Here is a 23,357-nt window from a genome sequence, read left to right as displayed (position 1 = left end):
GATATGTTTTACAATCCGCCTACCGATCCCTGGCTGCATGTTCTTTATCAAGATCAGCATATTATTGTGGTTAACAAACCTAGTGGTTTGCTATCAGTACCAGGTAAAGCTGTCGAACATAAAGATAGTATAATGACGCGAGTTCAGGCGGATTTCCCAACCGCAGAATCTGTTCATCGCCTTGATATGGCAACCAGCGGAATTATGGTCGTCGCATTGAATAAAACCGCAGAAAAAGAGTTAAAACGTCAATTCCGCGAAAGAGAACCAGAAAAAATCTATCAGGCAAGGGTTTGGGGTCACATTACCAATAAAAAAGGACTTATCGATCTGCCACTGATCTGCGATTGGCCAAATCGACCGAAACAAAAAGTGTGCTTTACAACCGGTAAACCAGCACAAACTAAATACAAGGTGTTAGCTTATGAAGAACAAACAACGCTGGTTAAACTTATTCCGATTACAGGTCGTTCCCACCAATTACGTGTTCATTTACTTTCACTCGGCCATCCTATTATTGGCGATCAATTTTATGCCCATCAAGCGGCGCTAATACTCTCCTCACGTCTGCAATTACACGCAGAAGAGCTTTACATTACTCACCCCATTTATGGATCACCTATCCACTTCACTTGTAAAGCAGATTTTTAACAGCTGGAAAACTTATTCAACTCACGTTTAACACTATAAATTATTTGAAGTGACGTTCTTTCTTGATTAAATCATAAGCCGATTGAATTGATTGTGTTTTTTGTTTAGCAATTTCCATCATTTCCGGTGGTAAGCCTTTCGCAACTAATTTATCTGGATGATGTTCAGCCATTAATTTGCGATAGGCACGTTTGATTTTGGTTTGTTCATCATTAGGTTGCACACCTAAAACTTTACAAGCATCCGCTAATGTTGGTCCTTGAGCTGTATGTCGATAGCGATTGGAACCATAAGAAGAGTTACTACTATGCTCAAACCTTCGGCCGCCTTCCATCATATGTAAGAACTGTTCAAACTGATTATGTGAAATGCCTAACTCTTCGGCAATAATAAACAACACTTTTCGCTCATTAGGATGTAAAGCGCCATCAGCAAAAGCAGCTTGTATTTGAATTTCCAGAAACATCTGAATAAGATCAAATCGCCCAAAACAAGCTCGACGTAATTTCTTCAGTGTATCCCTTAGAGGAAAACTTTGCTCTTTACCTTCTCTAAAAGCATTTTGTGCTGAAATTCTGGCATCACCATGCAACTGCATTCTGTCCATCAGGTTTGTTGCTAGTTTAATATCAACTTCAGTAACTCGGCCTTTTGCTTTAGTCAAATGGCCTAAAATTTGAAATGTGCTGACGAAAAAAAGTGCCTGACGGTTCTGTTTAGCGCCTGTTTTCTCTAAATTTTGCTGTTCTGATGCTTTATCATAGGCATGACCGATAATGAAACCGATGATAACACCCCAAATATGAGTGCCAGACATGATCCCCAACATTACACCAATAATTTTTCCCCAATACCGCATAAACTTCTCAATTCCCCAATGCCCTGAGTATAATTTTGCATTATCATACTACTCATTCTACTCTGTGCCTAATAACCTGAATATATAGCTGATGGTTTTATACAGACAAGAACCGTTAAGTACGTTAATTGTTGAACTTTTGCCTACACGATAATATCGATGAAGGAACTACATACAGAATGATGAAAAAAAGTCACCCGACACTACTTGCTACCATGATTTGGATAGCTGTTCATAGCCAACAGGCCCATGCTGATCTAACAGAACAATGCATGCTAGGGGTACCGGTATATACTAAACCCATCGTGAAAGGTAATCCCAATGATCTACCAATCCATATCACCGCAAAAGATGTGGCTGGTGATTATCCTCATTTCATCGAGTATAAAGGTAATGTAGATATTCAACAAGGTAACCAGACCCTCACCGCCGATGAAGTTAAATTGACCCAAACAGAAACAACCAGCCAAAACCCATTGCGTACGGTAGTCGCAACCGGAAATGTCCATTATGATGATCCACAAATCATCCTGAAAGGGCCAAAAGCATGGTCAAATCTGAATAATAAAGATACCGATGTTGAAAAAGGTGACTATTTAATGGTAGGCCGTCAGGGTCGCGGCTACGCAAATAAAATGAAATTGCGAGGTGAAAATCGCTATACCATTTTAGAGAAAGGCATGTTTACTGCCTGCCTCCCCGGTAATGATAGCTGGAGTGTTGTTGGCTCAGAAGTTATTTTAGATCGCGAAGAACAGGTGGCCGAAATATGGAATGCTCGCTTTCGCATTGCTAATGTGCCGGTTTTTTATAGCCCTTATTTACAATTACCCATTGGCAATAAGCGCCGTTCCGGTTTTTTACTACCTAATGGTAGTTATTCTAAAGGTTCTGGCTTAGACTTCGCGCTACCCTTTTACTGGAATATTGCGCCTAATTATGATGCAACCATTACACCACAATTTATGACCTTTCGTGGCGTAAAACTGAATAATGAATTTCGTTATCTGACTATTGCTGGAGCAGGTACCCTTGCCGTTGATTGGCTAAAGCATGATCGCAGCTATATTAAAGATAAAAATAGTCGTAAATATCCCGCTCGTGATAATGATGATCGCTGGTTGTTATATTGGAACCATTCTGGCGTACTCGATCAGGTATGGCGTTTTAATATTGATTATACAAAAGTCAGTGATTCAAAATATTTTACTGATTTTACCTCTAAATATGGTAAGAGTACTGACGGTTATGCCACCCAAAAATTCAGTGTCGGTTACGCACAACCAAACTGGAATGCAACCTTAACCCATAAACAATTTCAGGTTTTTGTTGATTCCCCTAATAGTAAAGCCTATAAAACGGAACCTCAATTAGATCTTAATTATTATAAGAATGATCTGGGGCCATTTGATCTAAAAACTTATGCTCAGGCAGCACGTATTACCAGTGTTGGCGCCAATAATCCTGATGCTACACGGTTACATATTGAACCAGAACTGAATCTGCCATTATCAAATGATTGGGCAAGTATTAATAATACTGTGAAGGTGATGGCGACCTATTATGATCAAGATATCCCTGCCAACCTGGCTAATAGCACACTGAAAAAACAGGTTACTCGTATCTTACCCTCGCTCACTTCTGATGCAAAACTGGTTTTTGAACGCGACCTATTGATAAATAACAATTATGTACAAACGTTAGAACCTCGGGTTCAATATCTTTATGTGCCTTATCGCGATCAAAGTGATATTAATAACTATGATTCATCTTTACTACAGGCTGACTATAACGGTTTATTCCGTAACCGTATCTATAGTGGACTCGATCGTATTGCTTCAGCTAACCAATTGACAACCGGTATTACTACGCGTATTTATGATGAAGAATTAACTGAACGATTTAATTTTTCTGTCGGCCAAATATACTATTTTGAGCGTCCAAGAACTGAAGATTCCGATTTGCCTATTGAAGATAAAAGTAATACTGGCTCACTATTATGGGCAGGAGATGCTTATTTACGACTAACTGATAACTGGGGATTACGTGGCGGACTCCAGTATGATAGACGTCTCGGTGATATTACTATGGGTAATGTGATAACAGAATATCGTTTAGATTCAGATCGCTTAGTACAACTAAATTATCGTTTCGTCGATCGCGATTATATTCAAGCAACTGTCAAAAATGCACCAGCCTTTCAAAAAGGAATTTCTCAAATAGGAGCAGTAGTGAGTTGGCCTTTAGGCGATCAGTGGGGCTTTGTCGGCTCATACTATCATGATTTGAAAGAAAACCAACCTGCGAGTCGATTAATCGGTTTACAATATAGTACTTGCTGCTGGTCAATTAATATGGGCTATGAGCGTAAAATCGTCGGTTGGCAACAACAAAACTTCAGTAGTGACTATGATAATCGATGGTCAATCAATGTGGAACTAAAAGGCCTAAATAATAATCATAATTTGGGAAGTCAGGATATGCTTGCTAGTGGTATTTTACCTTATCAACGAGCCTTCTAAAAAAAATTGATATTTTCAGCTATTAAATAGAAGAAACCTGAAATAGGATTAAACCGTAATATAATCGAACAAAATGAGAATTTTATGAATTATTGGAGAAAACTGATTATTGGCTTGTTGTTCACAGTCAGTACCACCACACTAGCAGCGCCACAACAATTGGATAAAGTGACTGCTATCGTGAACGATGGCGTTGTGCTACAAAGTGACGTAGATGGTATGTTAGATATAGTAAGAATAAACGCCAGAAATGCAGGGCAACAAATTCCCGACGAAAATGCATTACGTCATCAGATATTAGAACGTTTGATCATAGACAAAATTATTATGCAAATAGCCGAAAAAATGCAGATTCAAATCCCTGATCAAGCCATAGATGCTACTATAGCCAATATTGCAGCACAAAATGGATTGACTATTGGCCAATTACAGCAACGATTGTCGATGGATGGCATCAATTTACAAAATTACCGTAGCGATGTTCGTAGAGAAATGATGATCGCAGAAGTACGTAATAATGAAGTTCGTCGGCGGATCACTATTCTGCCGCAAGAAGTTGATTCATTAGCGGCCCAATTGAATTCACAAGCTGGCCAGGATGCTAATGTAAACTTAAGCCATATTTTGATTCCATTACCAGAAAATCCAACCAATACACAAAGTCAATTAGCAATGGATACGGTAAATAAAATTATTGCCCAATTAAAACAAGGCGCTGATTTTGGTAAACTTGCCATTACTTACTCTGCCGACCCTAATGCCTTAAAAGGTGGACAAATGGGCTGGAGTAAGGTTGAAGAATTGCCAACTGTTTTTGCTCAACAAATTCAGCATGCGAAAAAAGGTGATATTATTGGGCCTATACGTTCTAGTGTCGGATTTCATATCTTAAAACTTAATGATATCCAACGTGGCAATATGCCCATTTCGGTCACCGAAGTAAAAGCTCGCCATATTCTTATTAAGCTCTCACCTATTATGAATAACGAACAAGCACACGCAAAAATACAACAAATTGCGCAGCAAATTAAAACGGGTCAAATAACTTTTGCTGAAGCAGCTAAAAAATACTCACAAGATCCTGGTTCTGCATTACGTGGTGGTGAACTTGGTTGGAATATGCCCAATATTTACGATCCCGCATTTCGTGATGGTTTAATGCGCTTAAGTAAAGGGGAAACAAGTCAACCAATCCACTCTTCTTTTGGTTGGCATCTTATTCAGTTAGAAGATACCCGCCAAGTTGATAAAACTGATGTCGCACAGAAAGATCATGCCTATCGTCTGTTATTCAATCGTAAATTTAACGAAGAAGCACAAATTTGGATGCAAGAGCTACGCGCATCTGCCTATGTAAAAATTCTTAATGATAGTGATGCACAGTAATCTTTATGGGAAAAACAACTAATACTATCGTTCTCACCCCCGGTGAACCAGCCGGGGTAGGTCCTGATCTTTTGATCCAACTCGCTCAACAAAATTGGCCGGTTAGATTAGTTGCTTGTGCTGATCCTGATCTGCTAATAACCCGAGCGAATCAACTGGGTTTAGAATTAGAATTAACTATCTATTCGCCTGCATCACCAAATAACGGCCAAGCTGCCAAGTCATTGACGGTTTTACCAATAAAATTATCCACACCGGTCAAAGCAGGCCAACTAAATAAACAAAATAGTACTTATGTTATAGAAACACTCAGCCGCGCATGTGATGGCTGTCTGACTGGCGAATTTTCAGCATTAGTTACCGGCCCTGTCCATAAAGGAATTATCAATGATGCAGGCATTTCTTTTACCGGTCATACCGAATTTTTTGCTGACAGAAGTAAAACCCCAAAAGTGGTCATGATGTTAGCGACAGAAACATTGCGTGTTGCGCTTGCAACAACCCATTTACCGCTTAAACAGGTTGCAAATGCCATTACTTACGAGAGCCTACAACAAGTTATTTATATTTTAAATAACGAGTTAAAATCTAAATTTGGCATTAAAACACCCGCTATTTATATCTGTGGATTAAATCCTCATGCCGGCGAAGGCGGACATATGGGACATGAGGAAATCGACACTATTATTCCAGTTATCAAGAAATTGCGCCATGAAGGATTGCCACTTTATGGTCCTTTCCCGGCGGATACCCTATTTCAACCAAAATATCTGAACCAAGCTGATGCAGTCTTAGCGATGTACCACGATCAAGGTCTACCTGTGCTAAAATATCAAGGTTTTGGTCAAGCAGTAAACATTACTTTAGGCCTACCCTTTATCCGTACATCGGTTGACCATGGTACAGCGATCGAGCTGGCAGGAAGTGGGCAAGCAAATGCAAACAGTTTTATAACTGCCTTAAAATTAGCTATTAGCATGATACAAAATAACAATGAATAAACGAATCCATCAAGGGCATTTTGCCCGTAAGCGCTTTGGGCAAAATTTTTTAACTGACCCATTTATTATTGACAATATGGTTACGGCTTTTAACCCAAAACCTGATCAAGCTATTGTTGAAATTGGTCCTGGTTTAGGCGCTCTGACATTACCTGTCAGTGAGCATATAGAGAATATGACCGTAGTAGAATTAGATCGTGATCTTGCTGCCCGTTTAGCCGCCCATCCTGCTCTTAGCGCTAAACTAACAATTATACAAAACGATGCAATGACGATCGATTTTGGCGCAATTGCGAAAGAAAAAGGTCAACCCCTTAGAGCGTTTGGTAACCTTCCTTACAATATTTCAACCCCTTTAATGTTCCATCTTTTTACTTATACTAATGCTATTGCTGACATGAACTTTATGCTACAGAAAGAGGTTGTCAATCGCTTAGTCGCAGGACCCAATACTAAAGCATATGGTCGTCTTAGCGTTATGGCGCAATATTATTGTCAGATAATACCTATTTTAGCCGTACCACCTTCGGCTTTTACACCAGCACCAAAAGTGGATTCGGCTGTTGTGCGTTTAATTCCTCATCAACGAAACCCTTACCCTATTTGTGATGTCAAATTATTAAGCCGTATTACTACCCAGGCATTTAATCAACGACGTAAGACTATTCGTAATAGTTTAAGTGATTTATTTAGCGTGCAGGATTTTGAACAATTAGGTATTGATCCAAACTGTCGCGCTGAAAATATCTCAGTAGAAAATTATTGTAAGTTAGCCTGCAGATTGGCTAAAACCACGATCTGATAGTGATAAACTTGGGGGCACTATGCTAAATGAACCAAACATCTGCATACAAGTTCAAAGTGTCTATATTGAAAATCAATCTTTACCAGAAGAAGCCCGGTTTGTTTTTGCCTATACAATTTCTATTAGCAATCTTGGCCGTACACCGGTACAACTAATAAGTCGCTATTGGTTAATTACCAATAGTGATGGTAAACGTACCGAAGTACAAGGCCAGGGTGTCGTAGGAGAACAACCTATCATTCAACCCGGCGCCGAATATCGTTATACCAGTGGCGCTATTATAGAAACGCCAATGGGAACTATGGAAGGCCATTATGTAATGTTAGATAATGATGGTAAAAATTTTTATGTTGATATCCCAGTTTTTCGTCTTGCTATTCCAACACTTATAAACTAATTATGGCTACTTATCTTATCGGAGATATTCACGGTTGTTATCGTGAGCTTAGAGCACTTCTTAAACAAGTAAAATTTGAGCCACAAAAAGATGTTTTATGGCTCACAGGTGATCTAGTTGCCCGCGGTCCGGATTCTCTCAAAGTTTTACGTTATATTAAAACATTAGGCGCATCCGTCAGAATGGTTCTAGGTAATCATGATCTGCACCTTATCGGTGTATACGCCAACATTAGCCATAATAAACCCAAAGATAAACTGAAAAAATTACTGACAGCCCCTGATGCTAATGAATTAGTTAATTGGTTACGACGTCAACCGTTATTACAAGTAGACAATAAGAAAAAAATCATCATGGCACATGCTGGGATAACACCGCAATGGGACTTAGCAACCGCTCAGATGTGCGCTAGAGAAGTAGAGGCTATTCTTAGTAGTGATACCTATCCTTTGTTTATCGACTCTATGTATGGCGATATGCCGAACAACTGGTCACCCAACCTTACAGGATTATCCCGTTTACGTTTTAGTACCAATGTCCTAACCCGCATGCGCTATTGTTTTCCTGACGGTCTGTTAAATATGTCCTGGAAAAATAAACCTGAAAACACGCCTCCACCTTTAAAGCCTTGGTTTGATCTGCCGCGAAAAATACCGCCAGAATATGCCATTATTTTTGGTCATTGGGCTTCCCTAGAAGGGAAAGGAACGCCTAAGGGAATTTATGGACTTGATACCGGTTGTTGCTGGGGAGGTAAACTGACTTTACTACGCTGGGAAGACAAAAAGTATTTTAGCCTGCCCGCATTTACAAAAAAATAACTAACACTATACTTGCTGCTAAACAGCAGAAAATAGAATAGTAAGTAATAAACTTAATTAATTTTGTTTTAATATTACTAAAATAATAGTTATAAACCTATTTAAATAAACCAGCATTTTAGATATTTGACTTAAATTATTTAATTAATAATATAAATCTAATTTTTATTTATATATTTAACATTACCTAATTCAAATTAATAATAAAAAACCGAAGTATTAGCCTTCGATTTTTTATTACCAATAGTAGTCTCACTTAGCTCTATGGGCGACGTTCTAATATCTCAAAACAATAATTATGAGAATTTTTTTCATCTGCTTCATGATATTCAGTAAATACAGAATCCCACTCATCAGGCTCATAAGCAGGAAAATAGGTATCACCAATCACTTCCGCATCTACATGCGTTAAATAAAGACGATTTGCCTGAGGTAAGAATAATTCATAAATTTTTCCCCCGCCTATAATCATTATTTCTTCTACTTCCCCAGCTGCGGCTAGTGCCTCATCAACTGAGTTAACCCAAACAACGCCTTTATCATTACTCGAATGTGTTTGGCTAAGAATAATATTCAAACGTTGAGGTAAAGGTTTACCTATCGCTTCGTAAGTTATACGCCCCATTATAACTGGCTTATTTAACGTATTACGCTTAAACCAGGCTAAATCACCAGATAACACCCATGGCATGTTATTTTCCAAACCAATCACCTGATCCGCAGCCATTGCTGCGATTAGACTAATATTCATTGGGTCACCATATTGGCATAATAGAAAATTGGATTTTACATTTAATAAATCCAATCACTCTTCGATAAATCTACATTTTTATAAAAATTATCAAATCATTAATTACTATTGTATAGATAATTTTAAATAATAAATAACAATCGAAATACTATAAACATAAAATAATACAATTACTTTTTTATTAATCAGCTACAAAAATATTCCATATTAAGGGAATAAATTAAGCTGATGGGTTGATCACCATCTGTGCAATTGAGCCTTTATCCGCTTTCTCAAAATTTTGACTAAAATACAAAAAAGGAAAATGATCATAAGACGGTTGTAGCATATTAACTAATAATTCACTGTAACCATTTATCCATACTGTATCTTTCCAGCCATAATCCTCTGGGCCTGGTACAACACCATTATGATTAATAACTTTGAAACGAACGCCTTCAATATGAAATGCTTGAGGCTCATGCGCTTTGACTATCCAGCGTTCCCATGCTCCCTGCTGAGTGATTAAGTCAATACGATTTACATCCCGCATCATACCATTAATGCCAAAAGGTTTGCTAAGGGTCACTTCACGATTACGGATAGTCGATGTTATTTGGCTAGTATCATTAACCAGTGTCTCTGGTAAATTATCGGTTACTAATGATAATAACCCTGAAGAACAGATGGTTAGAACTTTGGTCGAATTTAATAAATTTGACGGTTCAAATAGTCCTTTAATACGATCGATAATACCTGCCGCTCTTCCAGCCGTTATTGTTAATAACTCTGTTTTAGACATATCAATTAACACTTCTCTACGCTCGCCAGGCGCCATGGGTAATCTTTCGATACTCATAGGGGCAGGTAGTAGCCCTTGATCACTGCCTATTAGATAAAATGGTCTCTTATCACTGATTTCTAATATATAGCGCCTTGAATTTGATGCGTTAAGTAACCGTAAGCGGATCCAGCAGCGAGCAACTTTAATATACGGTTCCTGCACACCATTAACTAATAAGGTATCACCTAAAAAACCTTCCGCTGTCGCTTTATAGTGTGGCGTTCCAAAACTATCTAACCGTTTATCTTGTATAATAATAGGAAAATCATCAACGCCGTAATGATTAGGAATATTTAAATTCTTACTGGTTTTATCTGACACAATCCACATACCAACCAAGCCATCATGAATTTGTCTTGCCATCTTGCCAGGGGTATTAGCATGATACCAACAGGTCGCTGCCGGTTGACGGATTGGTAGTACCGGTGACCAATCAACATTGGGTGACATTAATCGGGCTGCTCCACCAATTTGAGTGCCTGGAACTTGTAACCCACTGACTGTCATAGCAACTTCTTCAGAAAGTCGATTACTATATACCAATTTCAAATCACTACCCGTTTCTACTCGAATGGTTGGCCCCAAATAATAACCATTGCAACCAATCGTCATAGTGCGATGGCTACCATCAAATGACCAATAAGATTTTTTCAACGTTAGAAACAGCGGTTGACCAAAATGAGATTCTAATAAAGGCGGGATTGGTAATAATGGGTATCCTGCATTTTTTTCTGCTCTAACCGCAGCAGGATGCATAGAAATACTCATCGCTATACTTGATAGCTTAAGAAATTGACGCCGACTTAGTGACATAGCCTCTCCACAAAATCATTAATAAGCTAGCGCCATTTATTGTTCATTAAGGAAAGATCCTTATTTTACTATCCGCTTGTAATTGTGTTATCACAATTATTTGATAACTATATTCAATTAAGACGATAGATTGCTACAACGCCAAATATTAATATATTGTTAAATATGACAATTTAGAAACTAATTTAATTGAAAAATGAACTTTAATTTTATTTCATTTTTTGCTCTATTTCTGTTACTTCTTGATTTAATTCTGCAATTTTAGCTTTGAATAAATTATGGCAATACTCTGCCAATTCACGCACGTTTTCCCGATTATACTTTGTTGTGTCAATAGGCGGTAGCATTTCGACGATCACGACGCCATTATTCCAACGATTGAGTTTAATACGCCCCTCTGTTTCAGATAAACAGACTGGTACTATCGGAACACCCGCTGCAATTGCAGCATAAAATGCACCGGTTTTAAATGGCAGTAACCCTCGACCACGACTACGCGTTCCTTCAGGAAACATCCAAACTGAAATTTTTCTTTTTTTGATCTGTTGAACAACCTGCGAAATAGTATTGTGCGCTTTAGTTCGGTTAGCCCTATCAATGAGAATATTACCAGCTAACCAATATAGCGGACCGAAAAAAGGGATTAATACTAAGCTCTTTTTTCCAATAGTAACGGTATTTGGTTGTACCGCATTTGACATAGTCACCATATCATAGTTATTTTGATGATTGCCGATATAAATACTTGGACCGTAATCTTTAGCTTTAGCTTTAGCTTTAGCTTTAGCTTTAGCTTTAGCTTTAGCTTTAGCTTTAGCTTTAGCTTTAGCAGGCACTCGACTAATAATAGTAATACCAAAAACATAGGATAATTTACCAAACAGCCGGCCAAAGCGCATAACATGGCTTGGATTTCTTGGAGTTAATAAGCAATAAAAACAACCTAACACACAAACCAATATCGTAAAAAGGATCACAATAATAATACGAACAATAGCTAACATATTTACCTCAAGTAATCAGTTACTTCACACACCTATAAAAACAATCGAAGATTAGCCATTACTAGGAGGAGTTACTTCTATACGCTCAATACTCTGTAATCCACGAGGTAATGAAGAACCTTTACGACCTCGTTCAGCACGATATTTTTGCAAATCTTCTGGATTTAATTTCAGTTTTCGTTTGCCAAAATAGAGCGTAATTGAAGACTGAGGCTGCAAAAACATTAACCAAACTAGCAAATCATCTCTACTGGCTGATTGAGCTGCTGAAATATTAATAATTTTATTGCCTTTTCCTTTAGAAAGCTGAGGGAGCTCACTCACAGGAAATATCAGCATTCTGCCTGCTTTAGTAATTGCCAATAATAAATCTTGCTGTTCATTATTGACTTCTAATGGTGCCAATACCTTAGCATTACTCGGCAAGGTAATTAATGCTTTACCTGCTTTATTTTTTGCCACTAAATCACTGAAGGTGCAGATAAATCCATAACCCGCATCCGATGCCAACAAATATTTCTGCTCTTCAGCGGCGGTCAATACATGTTCAATCGTTGCACCAGGCGGTAACGCCAATTTGCCTGTAAGCGGTTCTCCCTGCCCTCGCGCAGAAGGAAGATCAAGCGGATCGAGTGAATAACTACGCCCCGTGCTATCAAGAAAAACAACCGGTTGATTAGTTTTACCTCTTGCGGCACTACAGAAACCATCCCCCGCTTTATAATTAAGATTAGTCGGATCAATATCATGACCTTTTGCGCTTCTCACCCATCCCATAACAGAAAGGATAATCGTAACAGGCTCTGAAGGCAAAATGTCATGTTCATTCATGGCTTTTGCTTCAATACGCTCCTTAAGCGGTGAGCGCCTGTCATCACCATAAGTCTGTGCATCCGTTTCAATTTCTTTCTTGATTAAGGTATTTAGACGACGCTCAGAACCCAAAATAGCTTGTAGTTGATCACGTTCTTTCGCTAAATCATCTTGCTCGCCACGTAATTTAAACTCCTCTAGTTTAGCCAAATGACGCAATTTCAATTCCAGGATAGATTCCGCCTGAGTCTCTGAAAGAGCAAAACGGGCCACCAATACAGCTTTAGGCTCATCTTCATTACGGATAATATGAATAACCTCATCTATGTTCAGATAAGCTATTAATAAACCGTCAAGGATATGTAAGCGTTTTAATACTTTTTCTAAACGATGATTTAAGCGATTACGTACGGTTTCTCGTCGAAATAATAACCATTCATTTAAAATTTCAACCAGTCCTTTAACTGCTGGACGATTATCTAAGCCAATCATATTCAAATTGACCCGATAGCTTCTTTCTAGATCCGTCGTAGCAAATAGATGCGTCATCACTTGTTCTAAATCAATCCGATTACTTCTCGGTACAATCACTAAACGTGTCGGATTTTCATGATCTGACTCATCACGAAGATCTTCTACCATCGGTAATTTTTTGGCGCGCATTTGTGAGGCAATCTGCTCTAACACTTTAGCGCCTGAAACCTGATGAGGCAGGGCAGTAATAACAGCATGACCATCATCTATTTCCCAAACAGCGCGTAACCTAATAGACCCACGGCCGGTTTGGTAAATTTTTTGAATATCTTCTTTTGATGAGATAATTTCTGCTTCTGTTGGGTAATCAGGAGCAGGAATAAAATCCATCAACATGTTAAGATCGGCTTTTGGATTTTCCAGTAAAGCAACTAATGCGCTTGCTACCTCACGCGCATTATGCGGTGGAATATCGGTCGCCATACCAACCGCAATCCCTGTTGTACCATTCAACAGAATATTGGGTAATCTTGCCGGTAGTGTTTTGGGTTCAGTTAATGTTCCATCAAAGTTAGGCGTCCAGGCTACCGTTCCTAATCCTAATTCACTAAGTAACGTTTCAGCATATTTTGACAATCTTGATTCAGTGTAACGCATAGCAGCAAACGATTTAGGATCATCGGGAGCTCCCCAGTTACCCTGTCCATCAACTAATGGATAACGATAGGAAAACGGTTGTGCCATCAATACCATAGCTTCATAACAAGCGCTATCACCATGTGGATGATATTTCCCCAATACATCACCGACGGTACGTGCTGATTTTTTGTATTTAGCCGCATTGCTCAAACCAAGCTCAGACATGGCATAAACAATACGGCGTTGAACAGGTTTTAACCCATCACCAATAAATGGCAATGCTCTGTCCATGATGACGTACATGGAATAATTGAGATAGGCATTTTCGGTAAAGGTATAAAGTGGTTGCTGCTCTACACCATCGTGAGTTATCTCACTCATTCATTTGATTCCTTAGTCTTTGGTTAACTGTGTCGATTACACTTCAATTTCTATCGCATCGCCTTTATTTTGTAACCAATTTCGACGATCTTCTGCCCGTTTTTTCGCCAATAGCATATCCATCATCGCGAGTGTTTCTTGATAATTATCATCATTAATAATGAGTTGAACTAAGCGTCGTGTATTAGGATCTAATGTGGTTTCACGTAATTGAGTAGGATTCATTTCGCCTAACCCTTTAAAGCGCTGGACATTCGGTTTACCGCGCTTATAGCTGAGCCGATCGAGAACAGCAGCTTTTTCGCCTTCATCAAGGGCATAATAGACTTCTTTACCTAAATCAATACGGTATAAAGGTGGCATAGCAATATAAATATGGCCTGCTTTAACTAAAGTGGGAAAGTGACGAACAAAAAGTGCGCAGAGTAATGTTGCAATATGCAACCCATCGGAATCTGCATCGGCAAGAACACAAATTTTACCGTAACGTAGCTGGCTCAGATCATTGCTGTCTGGATCAATACCAATAGCCACTGAGATATCATGAACTTCCTGTGAAGCTAAAACCTCATCGGAAGAAACTTCCCAAGTATTCAGTATTTTCCCTCTTAACGGCATAATCGCCTGATATTCACGATCACGGGCTTGCTTAGCCGATCCACCGGCTGAATCACCCTCAACTAAAAATAGCTCAGTGAAATTAAGATCTTGAGAAGTACAATCTGCTAATTTACCGGGTAACGCAGGCCCACTGGTCAGTTTCTTGCGCACAACTTTTTTCGCTGCGCGTAGACGCCTTTGCGCACTAGAGATAGTAAGCTCCGCTAATTGCTCTGCTTCTTGAACATTTTGGTTTAACCACAAACTAAAAGCATCTTTTACTACGCCGGAAACAAAGGCAGCGCTCTGGCGAGAAGAAAGACGTTCTTTAGTCTGGCCGGCAAATTGTGGATCTTGCATTTTAACTGAAAGGACATAAGCACAGCGCTCCCAAATATCATCACCCGTCAATTTCACACCGCGAGGAAGTAAATTACGGTATTCACAAAACTCCCTCATCGCATCCAGTAAACCTTGACGTAATCCATTAACATGGGTACCACCCTGTGCAGTTGGAATAAGGTTAACATAACTCTCGGTTAGTAGTTCCCCACCTTCTGGTAACCAAAGCAAAGCCCAATCTACCATTTCTAATTGGCCAGCAAAATTACCAACAAACGCTTTTTCCGGTAAAGTCACTAAACCGTTCACTGCCTCCATTAGGTAGTCAGTTAAGCCATCGTTATAACGCCATGTCTGCTCAGTATTATTTATTTTATCCTTAAAGATGATTTCAACCCCAGGACATAGCACAGCTTTAGCTTTTAATACGTGCACTAAACGCGAAATAGAAAAACGTGGGTTGTCAAAAAAGTGGCTATCTGGCCAAAAACGCACTCCAGTACCGGTTGTCCGTTTAGCACAACTCCCAATTACCTCAAGTTCCTGGACTTTTTCACCATTTTCAAACGCAATTCGGTATATTTGGCTATCACGACTGACGGTTACTTCAATACGTTTTGATAAGGCATTCACTACGGAAATCCCAACACCATGTAGTCCGCCAGAAAATTGATAATTTTTATTAGAAAATTTTCCCCCGGCATGTAACTGCCCCAAAATCAGCTCTACCGCCGGTACTTTCTTTTCGGGATGAATATCAACAGGCATACCTCGGCCATCATCAATCACTTCCAGCGACTGATCTTCGTACAGGATGACATCGATACGTTTAGCATAACCGGCAAGCGCCTCATCGACACTATTATCAATGACTTCCTGAGCCAGGTGATTAGGTCGAGAGGTATCAGTGTACATTCCTGGGCGACGACGTACAGGTTCTAAACCACTGAGGACCTCGATTGCCTCTGCATTATAATTAGATTGAGTCATATTATTTTCTGCGGTAATTGACGATTAATTAGGCAAATAAATGCTGAGATACTGATGATAATAACAGTCATTCAGCTCTTTTGGATAATTTTTTACTTATTTTGTCTTTGCCAAAGCTAAAAAACGCATAATTTGTGGAAAATAGTAGTCAAATCCAACAAAAGCATGGTTACCTCCTGACTCTATTGTTTGCTTACACTCCATAAGATAGGTAACAGCTTGACGATAGTCCAATATTTCATCACCTGTTTGTTGTAATAACCAAATTAAATCAGGCGCCGCTAATGCCTTAATTTGTATCTTTTGTAGTTCATTTAAATGATGGGGTTGCAAGATGTAGCGTTCCTTTGTGTAAGGATTGACTTGCTCACCTAAATACTGTTGAAACAAATCAAAGGGACGTACTGCTGGATTGACAATAACAGCGGGTAAATTAAATTTCTGTGATAACCAAATAGCAAAATAACCACCTAACGAAGAACCTAACAACCCAATCGGCTCTCCCGCATGGGCTGTTACGAGATTATTTAAAAATTCAATCGCTTCAGCTGGATAACAAGGAAGCTGAGGTATCAGCATATTCACTTCTGAGTGTTGTCGCTGTAACCAAGTTTTTAAGCTATTTGCTTTCTCTGATAAAGGGGAACTATTGAAGCCATGAATATAAATTAATATTGACATTAATAACCGCCTGAATCCAAATCTGGGCAAAATTTATCACTATCCAATCTGCAAACTTGGGTATTCAACACATCTTCACCGGCATCATTGATAGAAAGATCAAGATAACGCCAACCCGGTGTCATGGTATCTAATGTAAAATTAGTACAATGAGGTTTAAATTGGATACAGGTTGATGGTGTTGCCATCATGCGAACTCCTTGCCAATATTCATCTATTTCCTGATGAATATGGCCACATAAGATCGCTTTAATTTTTTGATATTGCTTTAAATAGTCAGCCAAAATATGAGAATTACGCAAGCGATGTTGATCAAGCCAGGTACAACCCGATGGTAAAGGATGATGATGTAACATCAGTAAATGACTACGCTCCGTGTAGGCATCAAAACAGCTTTTCATCCATAACAGCTGTTGTTTGGATAATTTTCCATGTACAGCCCCCTGAATTTGGCTGTCCAACATAAGGATTTGCCAATTATCATTAATTAGCAGCTGTTTGGAGGGTAAAATTCCTGCTTTCGCTAAAGTAGCTACCATTGCCGGTTGATAATCATGATTGCCCGGTAACCAAACACAAGGAGCAGACAACCGTTTGATCCCTTCTGCAAAATGCTGATAGGCTTGTGCGGATTGATCTTGGGCCAAATCACCGGTAGCGACAACCAGGTCCACATTTTCATTGCGGACTAAAATTGCATCAATCACTGCATGAAAACTAGCAAAAGTATTGACGCCAAGTAGAGTATCATCAGCATTAGCAAAAAGATGAGTATCGGTAATTTGCAAGATCCTCACCAGACTTTTTTGCTTTGTTGTTAATTTGAACAGACTATCCAAGCAATTTCCTTAGTTTCTACCTACTTTATACATTATTTTAACATTAATACTTTATCAATAACTGTCGGCTGATACACACTTCTTTTTTATATTATGATTAAGTAGTTATTTTAAGTTATTCAACCAATTATTTTTCAACCTAAGGTAATTTAATTGTAACCACTGTATTGCAATTACAGTAGCCGCATTATCAATTACCCCTAATTCTACCCATTGATAAGCTTGTTCGCGACTAACAACATGAACACGAATATCTTCATTTTCACTGTTCAATCCATGTACACTTCCCGGTTTGATTGCAGATGCATTAATTTCACCGATATGAACATAAATGCGCTCAGTTGTGCCTCCTGGGCTGGTAAGATAACTTAGTGCATAGTGACAACGCAAAATGGTAATACCCGCTTCTTCTTTGGCTTCACGACGAACTAGCTGTTCTAAGCTTTCATTTTGTTCTACCATGCCAGCAATCGCTTCTAACAACCACGGTGTTTTGCTAGTTTCAATCGCCGGGAGTCGTATTTGTTCAACTAACACGACCTTATCAAGATAAGGATCATAAGGTAAAATAACGCCCGCATTACCCCGTTCCAAAACTTCACGTCGGATTTCCTTGCTCCAACCCCCGTTAAACAACCTATGCCGAAAACGGTATTCTACAAAACGAAAAAAACCATTATAAAGATCGAACTTAGCCGTAATTTCCACATCATTTTGGCTAAACTTGAAGGGTAAATTTTTTTTATCATTCATAGAAACTCTCTGAATTTATATGCATTAACTGACAAAAAAGTGAGACTTATATAACGTTTTTTAAGGAAATTAACTTATAAATAATGTAACATCGACCAGATTTAACATGCTAGATGGCACAAACAGCTACCATGGAATAATGACATATTCTGCTAAAATTAGCGGTATTGATGTTTTTCTGAGATAACTAAAGCAAAAAATTGCATAATAAATTGCATAATCAAGGAATAAGAATGAAAAAATTTATCTCTCTTTTTATCACCATTAGCCTAATGGGACTAAGTGCCACAGGGCAAGCTGAAAATTTATTGCAAGTCTATCAGAAAGCAAAAGAAAGTAATCCAGATTTACGTAAATCACTAGCAGAACGTGACCAAGCATTTGAAAAAATTAATGAAGCCCGCAGTCCTTTACTGCCGCAATTAGGGTTAGGTGCAAATTTCACCTATAACAGCGGTTATCGTGATAACCGTGACACGGAAAACAACCAACTTGGTGCCAATCTTAAACTCACCCAAACCATCTTTGATATGTCAAAATGGCAACAGTTAGACATACAAGAAAAAACCGCCGGTATTGCTGATGTTACTTATCAAACTAATCAACAAAAATTAATTCTTGATACCGCCACAGCTTATTTTGACGTGTTACGTGCGATTGACTTATTAGACTATATTGAAGCTCAGAAAAAAGCCGTTTATCGCCAGTTAGATCAAACAACACAACGCTTTAACGTAGGATTAGTCGCTATTACTGATGTACAAAATGCTCGTGCTAATTATGATAGCGTATTGGCACAAGAAGTATCGAGCCGTAATCAATTAGAAAATGCGCTGGAAAAGTTACGCCAGGTTAGCGGCATCTATTATAGCCAATTAGCCGTGTTAAATATTGATCGCTTCAGCACGCAAACACCTGCTCGAGTGGAAAAACTATTAAAAGATGCTGAAACGCGCAACTTGAGTTTACTTAGCGCACGTTTGTCACAAGATCTGGCGCGAGAAAATATTCGCTATGAACAGTCAGGACATTTACCTACCCTTGGTTTAGAAGCGTCAACAGGCGTTAATAATACCCATTATCACGGTAGTGCTAATCATATCTGGAACCGAAATGATACTAGCTATACTGGCCAAAATAGCGTCGGACTAACGTTAAGTGTGCCGTTATATACCGGTGGCAAAACTAACTCACGCGTTGAGCAAGCTCAGTATGGTTATATTAGTGCCAGCGAACAGCTTGAAAGTACTTATCGCAATGTTATTCAGATAGTACGCTCTTCCTATAATAATGTTATTTCTTCTATTAGTAGCATCAAAGCATACCAACAATTAGTTATTTCAGCCCAAAGTTCATTAGATGCGATGGAAGCAGGCTATCAAGTCGGCACGCGAACTATCGTGGACGTGTTGAACGCAACAACAACCCTTTTTCAGGCAAAACAGAATTTAGCTAATGCACGTTATGACTATCTGATTAATGATCTGAAAATCCAGTATGCCCGCGGCACGTTAAATGAAAGCGATCTGATCCGTTTAAATAATAGCTTAGGAAAAACATTATCAACCTCACCGGATACGATTATTAATCCGATGAACGTTCCACAAATACATTAAATAAATACTTGCCTATTTGTGATACCCACATATTGTGGGTATTTTTTATTGTAACGAAAATTAATTAGAAAAGTTGTATTTTTACCACTTAACATAAATAATCAGGTTGATAGCTATATTTCTGCCAGCTTTATGCTTTAATTTCCACTGTAATTACCCTATTCTATCCTAGTTTGACGATTTTTATTTCGACCTTCAGGATAGGTAAATGATGATGAAAATAAAGCGCACGAAGAATATTAATCAAGATGCTTTTCGTAAAAACTGGCGCGCCTACCGCCTAGCACCAGTTGCCTTAGCAATTAGTACGGTATTTATGTTGTCCGCTTGTGAACAAAGCGACGAAAGCGTCTCTTTATATACTAATGCGGAAGATTGTGCTCAGAAAAACCCCGCGCAAAGTGAACAATGTTCGCTTGCTTATAAAAATGCATTGCAGGAAGCAGCGAAAACTGCGCCTAAATATGCGACACGTGAAGATTGTGTGGCTGAATTTGGTGAAGAAAAATGTACTCAGGCTTCCAACCAGACCGCAACGCAAACGACAACTCAAAATCAAACTGCATCGCAAACTCCAACTGCAACGCAAACGCCAACTCAAGCTGGTTTAACAGAAAATCAAGCTAGTGGGCAAAGTAGTAGTTTCTGGATGCCATTAATGGCAGGTTATATGATGGGACGTCTAATGGGCGGTGGTGCAACTGCCCCAGCACCTGCAGCGCAGCCTCTGTTTAGCTCAAGCAATCCTGCTAGTCCTGCCAATGGAAAATTTGTTGATGCCAGCGGCAAAAACTATGGTCCGGCGGTAGCGGGAGGTCGAACAATGACTGTACCGCCATCAGCTCTTGCCCCCAAACCGGCAACGACGACCACTATCACTCGTGGTGGTTTCGGCGAATCAGTTGCTAAACAACAGGCTCACATGCAGCGTCAAAGTGCCACTTCATCTTCACAGCGTTCTATGGGAGGCTAATGGCGATGATAAGGATGCCCATCACTGAACGGCCTGATTGGAAAGAAAAGGCAACTGAATTTGGTTTTCATTTTCACACCTTATACGGTGAACCTTATTGGTGTGAAAATGCTTATTATCAATTTACTATGCAACAAGTTGAAGATCTTGAAGCAACCACCGCTGAATTACATCAAATGTGCCTGCAAGTGGTGGAAAAAGTAGTGAATAACGAGGAATTATTGTTAAAATTTCAGATCCCTAAACATTGTTGGGAATTTGTTAATCACTCATGGAAAACGAATCAACCTTCACTCTATTCCCGATTGGATTTAGCTTATGACGGTAAAAGACCAGCAAAATTATTAGAAAATAATGCAGATACACCGACATCTTTATATGAAAGCGCATTTTTTCAGTGGATCTGGTTAGAAGATCAGATCAATGCTGGCTATTTACCAGCCAATGCTGATCAATTTAATAGCATACAAGAGCAACTTATTGAACGCTTTGCGCAATTACGTGAATCATTTGACTTTAACTGGTTACATTTTGCCTGCTGCCAAGACAGTGACGAAGATCGCGGCACCATCCAATACCTACAAGACTGTGCTCACGAAGCCAATATTACAACCGAATTTCTCTATGTTGATCAAATTGGTTTAGGTGAAAAAGGACAATTTACCGATCCTAATAATCAAGTTATTAGCAATCTGTTTAAATTATATCCTTGGGAGTTTATGTTTAGAGAGATTTTTTCTACTAAGTTAGCCGATGCCGGAGTAAGGTGGTTAGAACCAGCCTGGAAAAGCATTATTTCTAACAAGGCATTATTACCTATGCTATGGGAAATGTTTCCTAATCATCCCAATCTGTTACCTGCTTATTTTGCAGAAGCTAATCCTCCAAAACTGGATCGCTATGTGATCAAACCTATTTTTTCGCGCGAAGGGGCAAATATTCGTATCATCGATAATGAACGTGAAATTGCCTCAGTAGATGGCCCATATGGCGAAGAAGGTATGATTATTCAACAATTTTATCCGCTGCCACAATTTGAAAATAACTATACCTTAATCGGTAGTTGGCTGGTAAATGATCAACCGGCAGGAATTGGTATTCGAGAAGACAACCAATTAATTACCCAAGATCTATCCCGTTTTTACCCGCATATTATTCTAAACTAACGCTTGCAATTCAGGCGCAAGATAATGATATGGTAATCATTATCTTGCTGTTGTTACTATTATGATTAACGGTTTGAAAAATAAAATTGTCACACGGGCAAATTAATTAGCAACTTTTTTATCTGAGCATTGCCCCTGAGTTCGGCGAAGCCAATTTATTCGTGTAAGCACTCGCCATATTTCCACTCTATGGCGCTAGATTTAAAATGTGATTGTTATTTGATTGAAGCATTTCAGTATGACACCACTGGTTTAACCATAAAACGCATATAGCATAAAATTTAATCCTGCAAAATAGCTTATGTAGTCTACTAACCCGCTTTTTTAGTAAATTGCTGACGATAGGTTACCAGATCCTCAATCGTAATTACCGGCATATCATGTTGCTTGGCAAAGATTAGCACTTCTGGCATACGAGCCATGGTACCATCGTCATTTGTCAACTCACACAAAACGCCTGCTGGTTTAAAACCGGCTAAAGTCACCAAATCAATGGTCGCTTCAGTATGACCACGGCGCTGCAATACCCCTCCTTCTTGGGCTTTGAGCGGAAAAACATGCCCTGGCCGATTAAGATCGGACGGTTTTGCATCATCGGCAATCGCTTTACGAATTGTCATTAAACGATCACTGGCCGAAACACCAGTTGTAACCCCTTCGGCGGCCTCAATAGTGATAGTAAATGCGGTTTGGAACTGACTAGAATTTTCTTCCACCATCATTGGTAATGCCAGTTGCATACGGCGTTCTTCGGTTATACAAAGACAAACAATTCCACTGCCATGGCGGATAGTTAATGCCATCCGTTCAACTGTCATCGTTTCAGCGGCAAAAATAATATCACCCTCGTTTTCACGGCCTTCGTCGTCAAGTACCATCACACCTTTACCTTGACGTAATGCCTTAAGAGCAAGCTCTATACGTTCAATTGGATTGCCATACGCGGAAAGTGACGTCTGATTCATGGTAAAACCTCATCAATAAATACTAAATTACCAGAACCAGGGCGAGCTTGGGAGTAAAAAAATCAAACTAGTATCTTAAAAAGCTGCGCACAGTTGGCAGAGCTCAAAACTACAGCTATCGTTATTCTCTCCCATCCGGACTATAACCGTCGGTTCCAGAATCTCACTGGATCTGCTGACTTCCATTGCACATTGCTATAATGGAACGCTCGCGGACTTGGTTATTCAATTAGCAGAATAAATATCACCGCCGGTGGGGAATTTCACCCCGCCCTGAGATAAACCGCTAAAC

Annotated in this window: 20 protein-coding genes and 1 riboswitch; of the genes, 10 read left to right on the top strand and 10 right to left on the bottom strand. The window is 39.1% G+C overall.

Features of this window, described 5'->3' with window-relative positions; all coding sequences use genetic code 11:
* Positions 1-3: 3 nt before the first annotated feature.
* Positions 4-651, top strand: a complete 648-nt coding sequence (gene rluA, locus ArsFIN_RS02700) for a bifunctional tRNA pseudouridine(32) synthase/23S rRNA pseudouridine(746) synthase RluA (protein ID WP_026821574.1) — start codon at positions 4-6, stop codon at positions 649-651.
* A 40-nt stretch (positions 652-691) separates the two neighbouring features.
* Here the strand turns inward: rluA and djlA are convergent, their stop codons facing one another.
* Positions 692-1,510, bottom strand: a complete 819-nt coding sequence (gene djlA / locus ArsFIN_RS02695; protein WP_026821573.1) for a co-chaperone DjlA — start codon at positions 1,508-1,510, stop codon at positions 692-694.
* Between the two features lie 182 nt (positions 1,511-1,692).
* Here djlA and lptD point away from each other — a divergent pair, with 182 nt between their 5' ends.
* The 6 genes from lptD (at position 1,693) to apaH (ending at position 8,442) form a co-directional block, all read left to right on the top strand.
* Positions 1,693-4,032 (top strand): LPS assembly protein LptD, encoded by a 2,340-nt coding sequence (gene lptD, locus ArsFIN_RS02690; RefSeq protein ID WP_026821572.1) that lies wholly within the window; start codon positions 1,693-1,695, stop codon positions 4,030-4,032.
* Between the two features lie 84 nt (positions 4,033-4,116).
* Positions 4,117-5,418 (top strand): peptidylprolyl isomerase SurA, encoded by a 1,302-nt coding sequence (gene surA, locus ArsFIN_RS02685; RefSeq protein ID WP_026821571.1) that lies wholly within the window; start codon positions 4,117-4,119, stop codon positions 5,416-5,418.
* 5 nt (positions 5,419-5,423) lie between these two features.
* Positions 5,424-6,419 (top strand): 4-hydroxythreonine-4-phosphate dehydrogenase PdxA, encoded by a 996-nt coding sequence (gene pdxA / locus ArsFIN_RS02680; RefSeq protein WP_026821570.1) that lies wholly within the window; start codon positions 5,424-5,426, stop codon positions 6,417-6,419.
* A complete protein-coding gene (gene rsmA, locus ArsFIN_RS02675; protein ID WP_026821569.1) occupies positions 6,412-7,221 on the top strand; it encodes a 16S rRNA (adenine(1518)-N(6)/adenine(1519)-N(6))-dimethyltransferase RsmA in 810 nt (269 codons plus the stop codon). The genes pdxA and rsmA overlap by 8 nt, the downstream gene beginning before the upstream one ends.
* Before the next feature lie 22 nt (positions 7,222-7,243).
* Positions 7,244-7,621 (top strand): Co2+/Mg2+ efflux protein ApaG, encoded by a 378-nt coding sequence (gene apaG / locus ArsFIN_RS02670; protein ID WP_026821568.1) that lies wholly within the window; start codon positions 7,244-7,246, stop codon positions 7,619-7,621.
* A 2-nt stretch (positions 7,622-7,623) separates the two neighbouring features.
* Positions 7,624-8,442, top strand: coding sequence for a bis(5'-nucleosyl)-tetraphosphatase (symmetrical) ApaH (gene apaH / locus ArsFIN_RS02665; RefSeq protein ID WP_026821567.1), 819 nt, complete (start codon positions 7,624-7,626; stop codon positions 8,440-8,442).
* A 262-nt stretch (positions 8,443-8,704) separates the two neighbouring features.
* Here the strand turns inward: apaH and folA are convergent, their stop codons facing one another.
* The 8 genes from folA to nudF form a co-directional block, all read right to left on the bottom strand.
* Positions 8,705-9,193 carry a type 3 dihydrofolate reductase gene (folA, locus tag ArsFIN_RS02660; RefSeq protein ID WP_026821566.1) on the bottom strand — a complete coding sequence of 163 codons (489 nt, stop codon included), beginning with the start codon at positions 9,191-9,193 and terminating at the stop codon, positions 8,705-8,707.
* A 220-nt stretch (positions 9,194-9,413) separates the two neighbouring features.
* The gene (ftsP, locus tag ArsFIN_RS02655; RefSeq protein ID WP_026821565.1) at positions 9,414-10,829 is read right to left on the bottom strand and encodes a cell division protein FtsP; all 1,416 of its coding nucleotides are present in this window, start codon (positions 10,827-10,829) and stop codon (positions 9,414-9,416) included.
* Positions 10,830-11,038: 209 nt separating this feature from the next.
* Positions 11,039-11,833, bottom strand: a complete 795-nt coding sequence (locus tag ArsFIN_RS02650; protein ID WP_135677447.1) for a 1-acylglycerol-3-phosphate O-acyltransferase — start codon at positions 11,831-11,833, stop codon at positions 11,039-11,041.
* A gap of 51 nt (positions 11,834-11,884) precedes the next feature.
* Positions 11,885-14,140 (bottom strand): DNA topoisomerase IV subunit A, encoded by a 2,256-nt coding sequence (parC, locus tag ArsFIN_RS02645; protein ID WP_026821563.1) that lies wholly within the window; start codon positions 14,138-14,140, stop codon positions 11,885-11,887.
* Positions 14,141-14,176: 36 nt separating this feature from the next.
* The gene (gene parE, locus ArsFIN_RS02640; RefSeq protein ID WP_026821562.1) at positions 14,177-16,072 is read right to left on the bottom strand and encodes a DNA topoisomerase IV subunit B; all 1,896 of its coding nucleotides are present in this window, start codon (positions 16,070-16,072) and stop codon (positions 14,177-14,179) included.
* Positions 16,073-16,168: 96 nt separating this feature from the next.
* The gene (yqiA, locus tag ArsFIN_RS02635; protein ID WP_026821561.1) at positions 16,169-16,753 is read right to left on the bottom strand and encodes an esterase YqiA; all 585 of its coding nucleotides are present in this window, start codon (positions 16,751-16,753) and stop codon (positions 16,169-16,171) included.
* Entirely contained in the window at positions 16,753-17,592 is an 840-nt protein-coding gene (cpdA, locus tag ArsFIN_RS02630) for a 3',5'-cyclic-AMP phosphodiesterase (protein ID WP_026821560.1), read from the bottom strand. Before cpdA ends, yqiA begins: the two co-directional genes overlap by 1 nt.
* A gap of 105 nt (positions 17,593-17,697) precedes the next feature.
* The gene (nudF, locus tag ArsFIN_RS02625) at positions 17,698-18,345 is read right to left on the bottom strand and encodes an ADP-ribose diphosphatase (RefSeq protein WP_026821559.1); all 648 of its coding nucleotides are present in this window, start codon (positions 18,343-18,345) and stop codon (positions 17,698-17,700) included.
* Positions 18,346-18,578: 233 nt separating this feature from the next.
* Here nudF and tolC point away from each other — a divergent pair, with 233 nt between their 5' ends.
* The 3 genes from tolC (at position 18,579) to ArsFIN_RS02610 (ending at position 22,100) form a co-directional block, all read left to right on the top strand.
* Complete coding sequence (gene tolC, locus ArsFIN_RS02620; RefSeq protein WP_026821558.1) at positions 18,579-19,961, top strand: outer membrane channel protein TolC; 1,383 nt, start codon at positions 18,579-18,581, stop codon at positions 19,959-19,961.
* Positions 19,962-20,175: 214 nt separating this feature from the next.
* Complete coding sequence (locus tag ArsFIN_RS02615) at positions 20,176-20,934, top strand: DUF1190 domain-containing protein (RefSeq protein ID WP_026821557.1); 759 nt, start codon at positions 20,176-20,178, stop codon at positions 20,932-20,934.
* A 5-nt stretch (positions 20,935-20,939) separates the two neighbouring features.
* The gene (locus ArsFIN_RS02610) at positions 20,940-22,100 is read left to right on the top strand and encodes a glutathionylspermidine synthase family protein (RefSeq protein ID WP_026821556.1); all 1,161 of its coding nucleotides are present in this window, start codon (positions 20,940-20,942) and stop codon (positions 22,098-22,100) included.
* A gap of 311 nt (positions 22,101-22,411) precedes the next feature.
* Here ArsFIN_RS02610 and ribB read toward each other — a convergent pair whose 3' ends face one another.
* On the bottom strand, positions 22,412-23,065 hold the full coding sequence (ribB, locus tag ArsFIN_RS02605; protein ID WP_026821555.1) for a 3,4-dihydroxy-2-butanone-4-phosphate synthase: 654 nt from the start codon (positions 23,063-23,065) through the stop codon (positions 22,412-22,414).
* Positions 23,066-23,184: 119 nt separating this feature from the next.
* A riboswitch (FMN riboswitch) is annotated at positions 23,185-23,350 on the bottom strand.
* Positions 23,351-23,357: the final 7 nt, after the last annotated feature.

This window comes from Arsenophonus nasoniae (assembly GCF_004768525.1).
Classification (GTDB): domain Bacteria; phylum Pseudomonadota; class Gammaproteobacteria; order Enterobacterales; family Enterobacteriaceae; genus Arsenophonus; species Arsenophonus nasoniae.
This window is presented reverse-complemented; position numbering and strand designations above follow the sequence as displayed.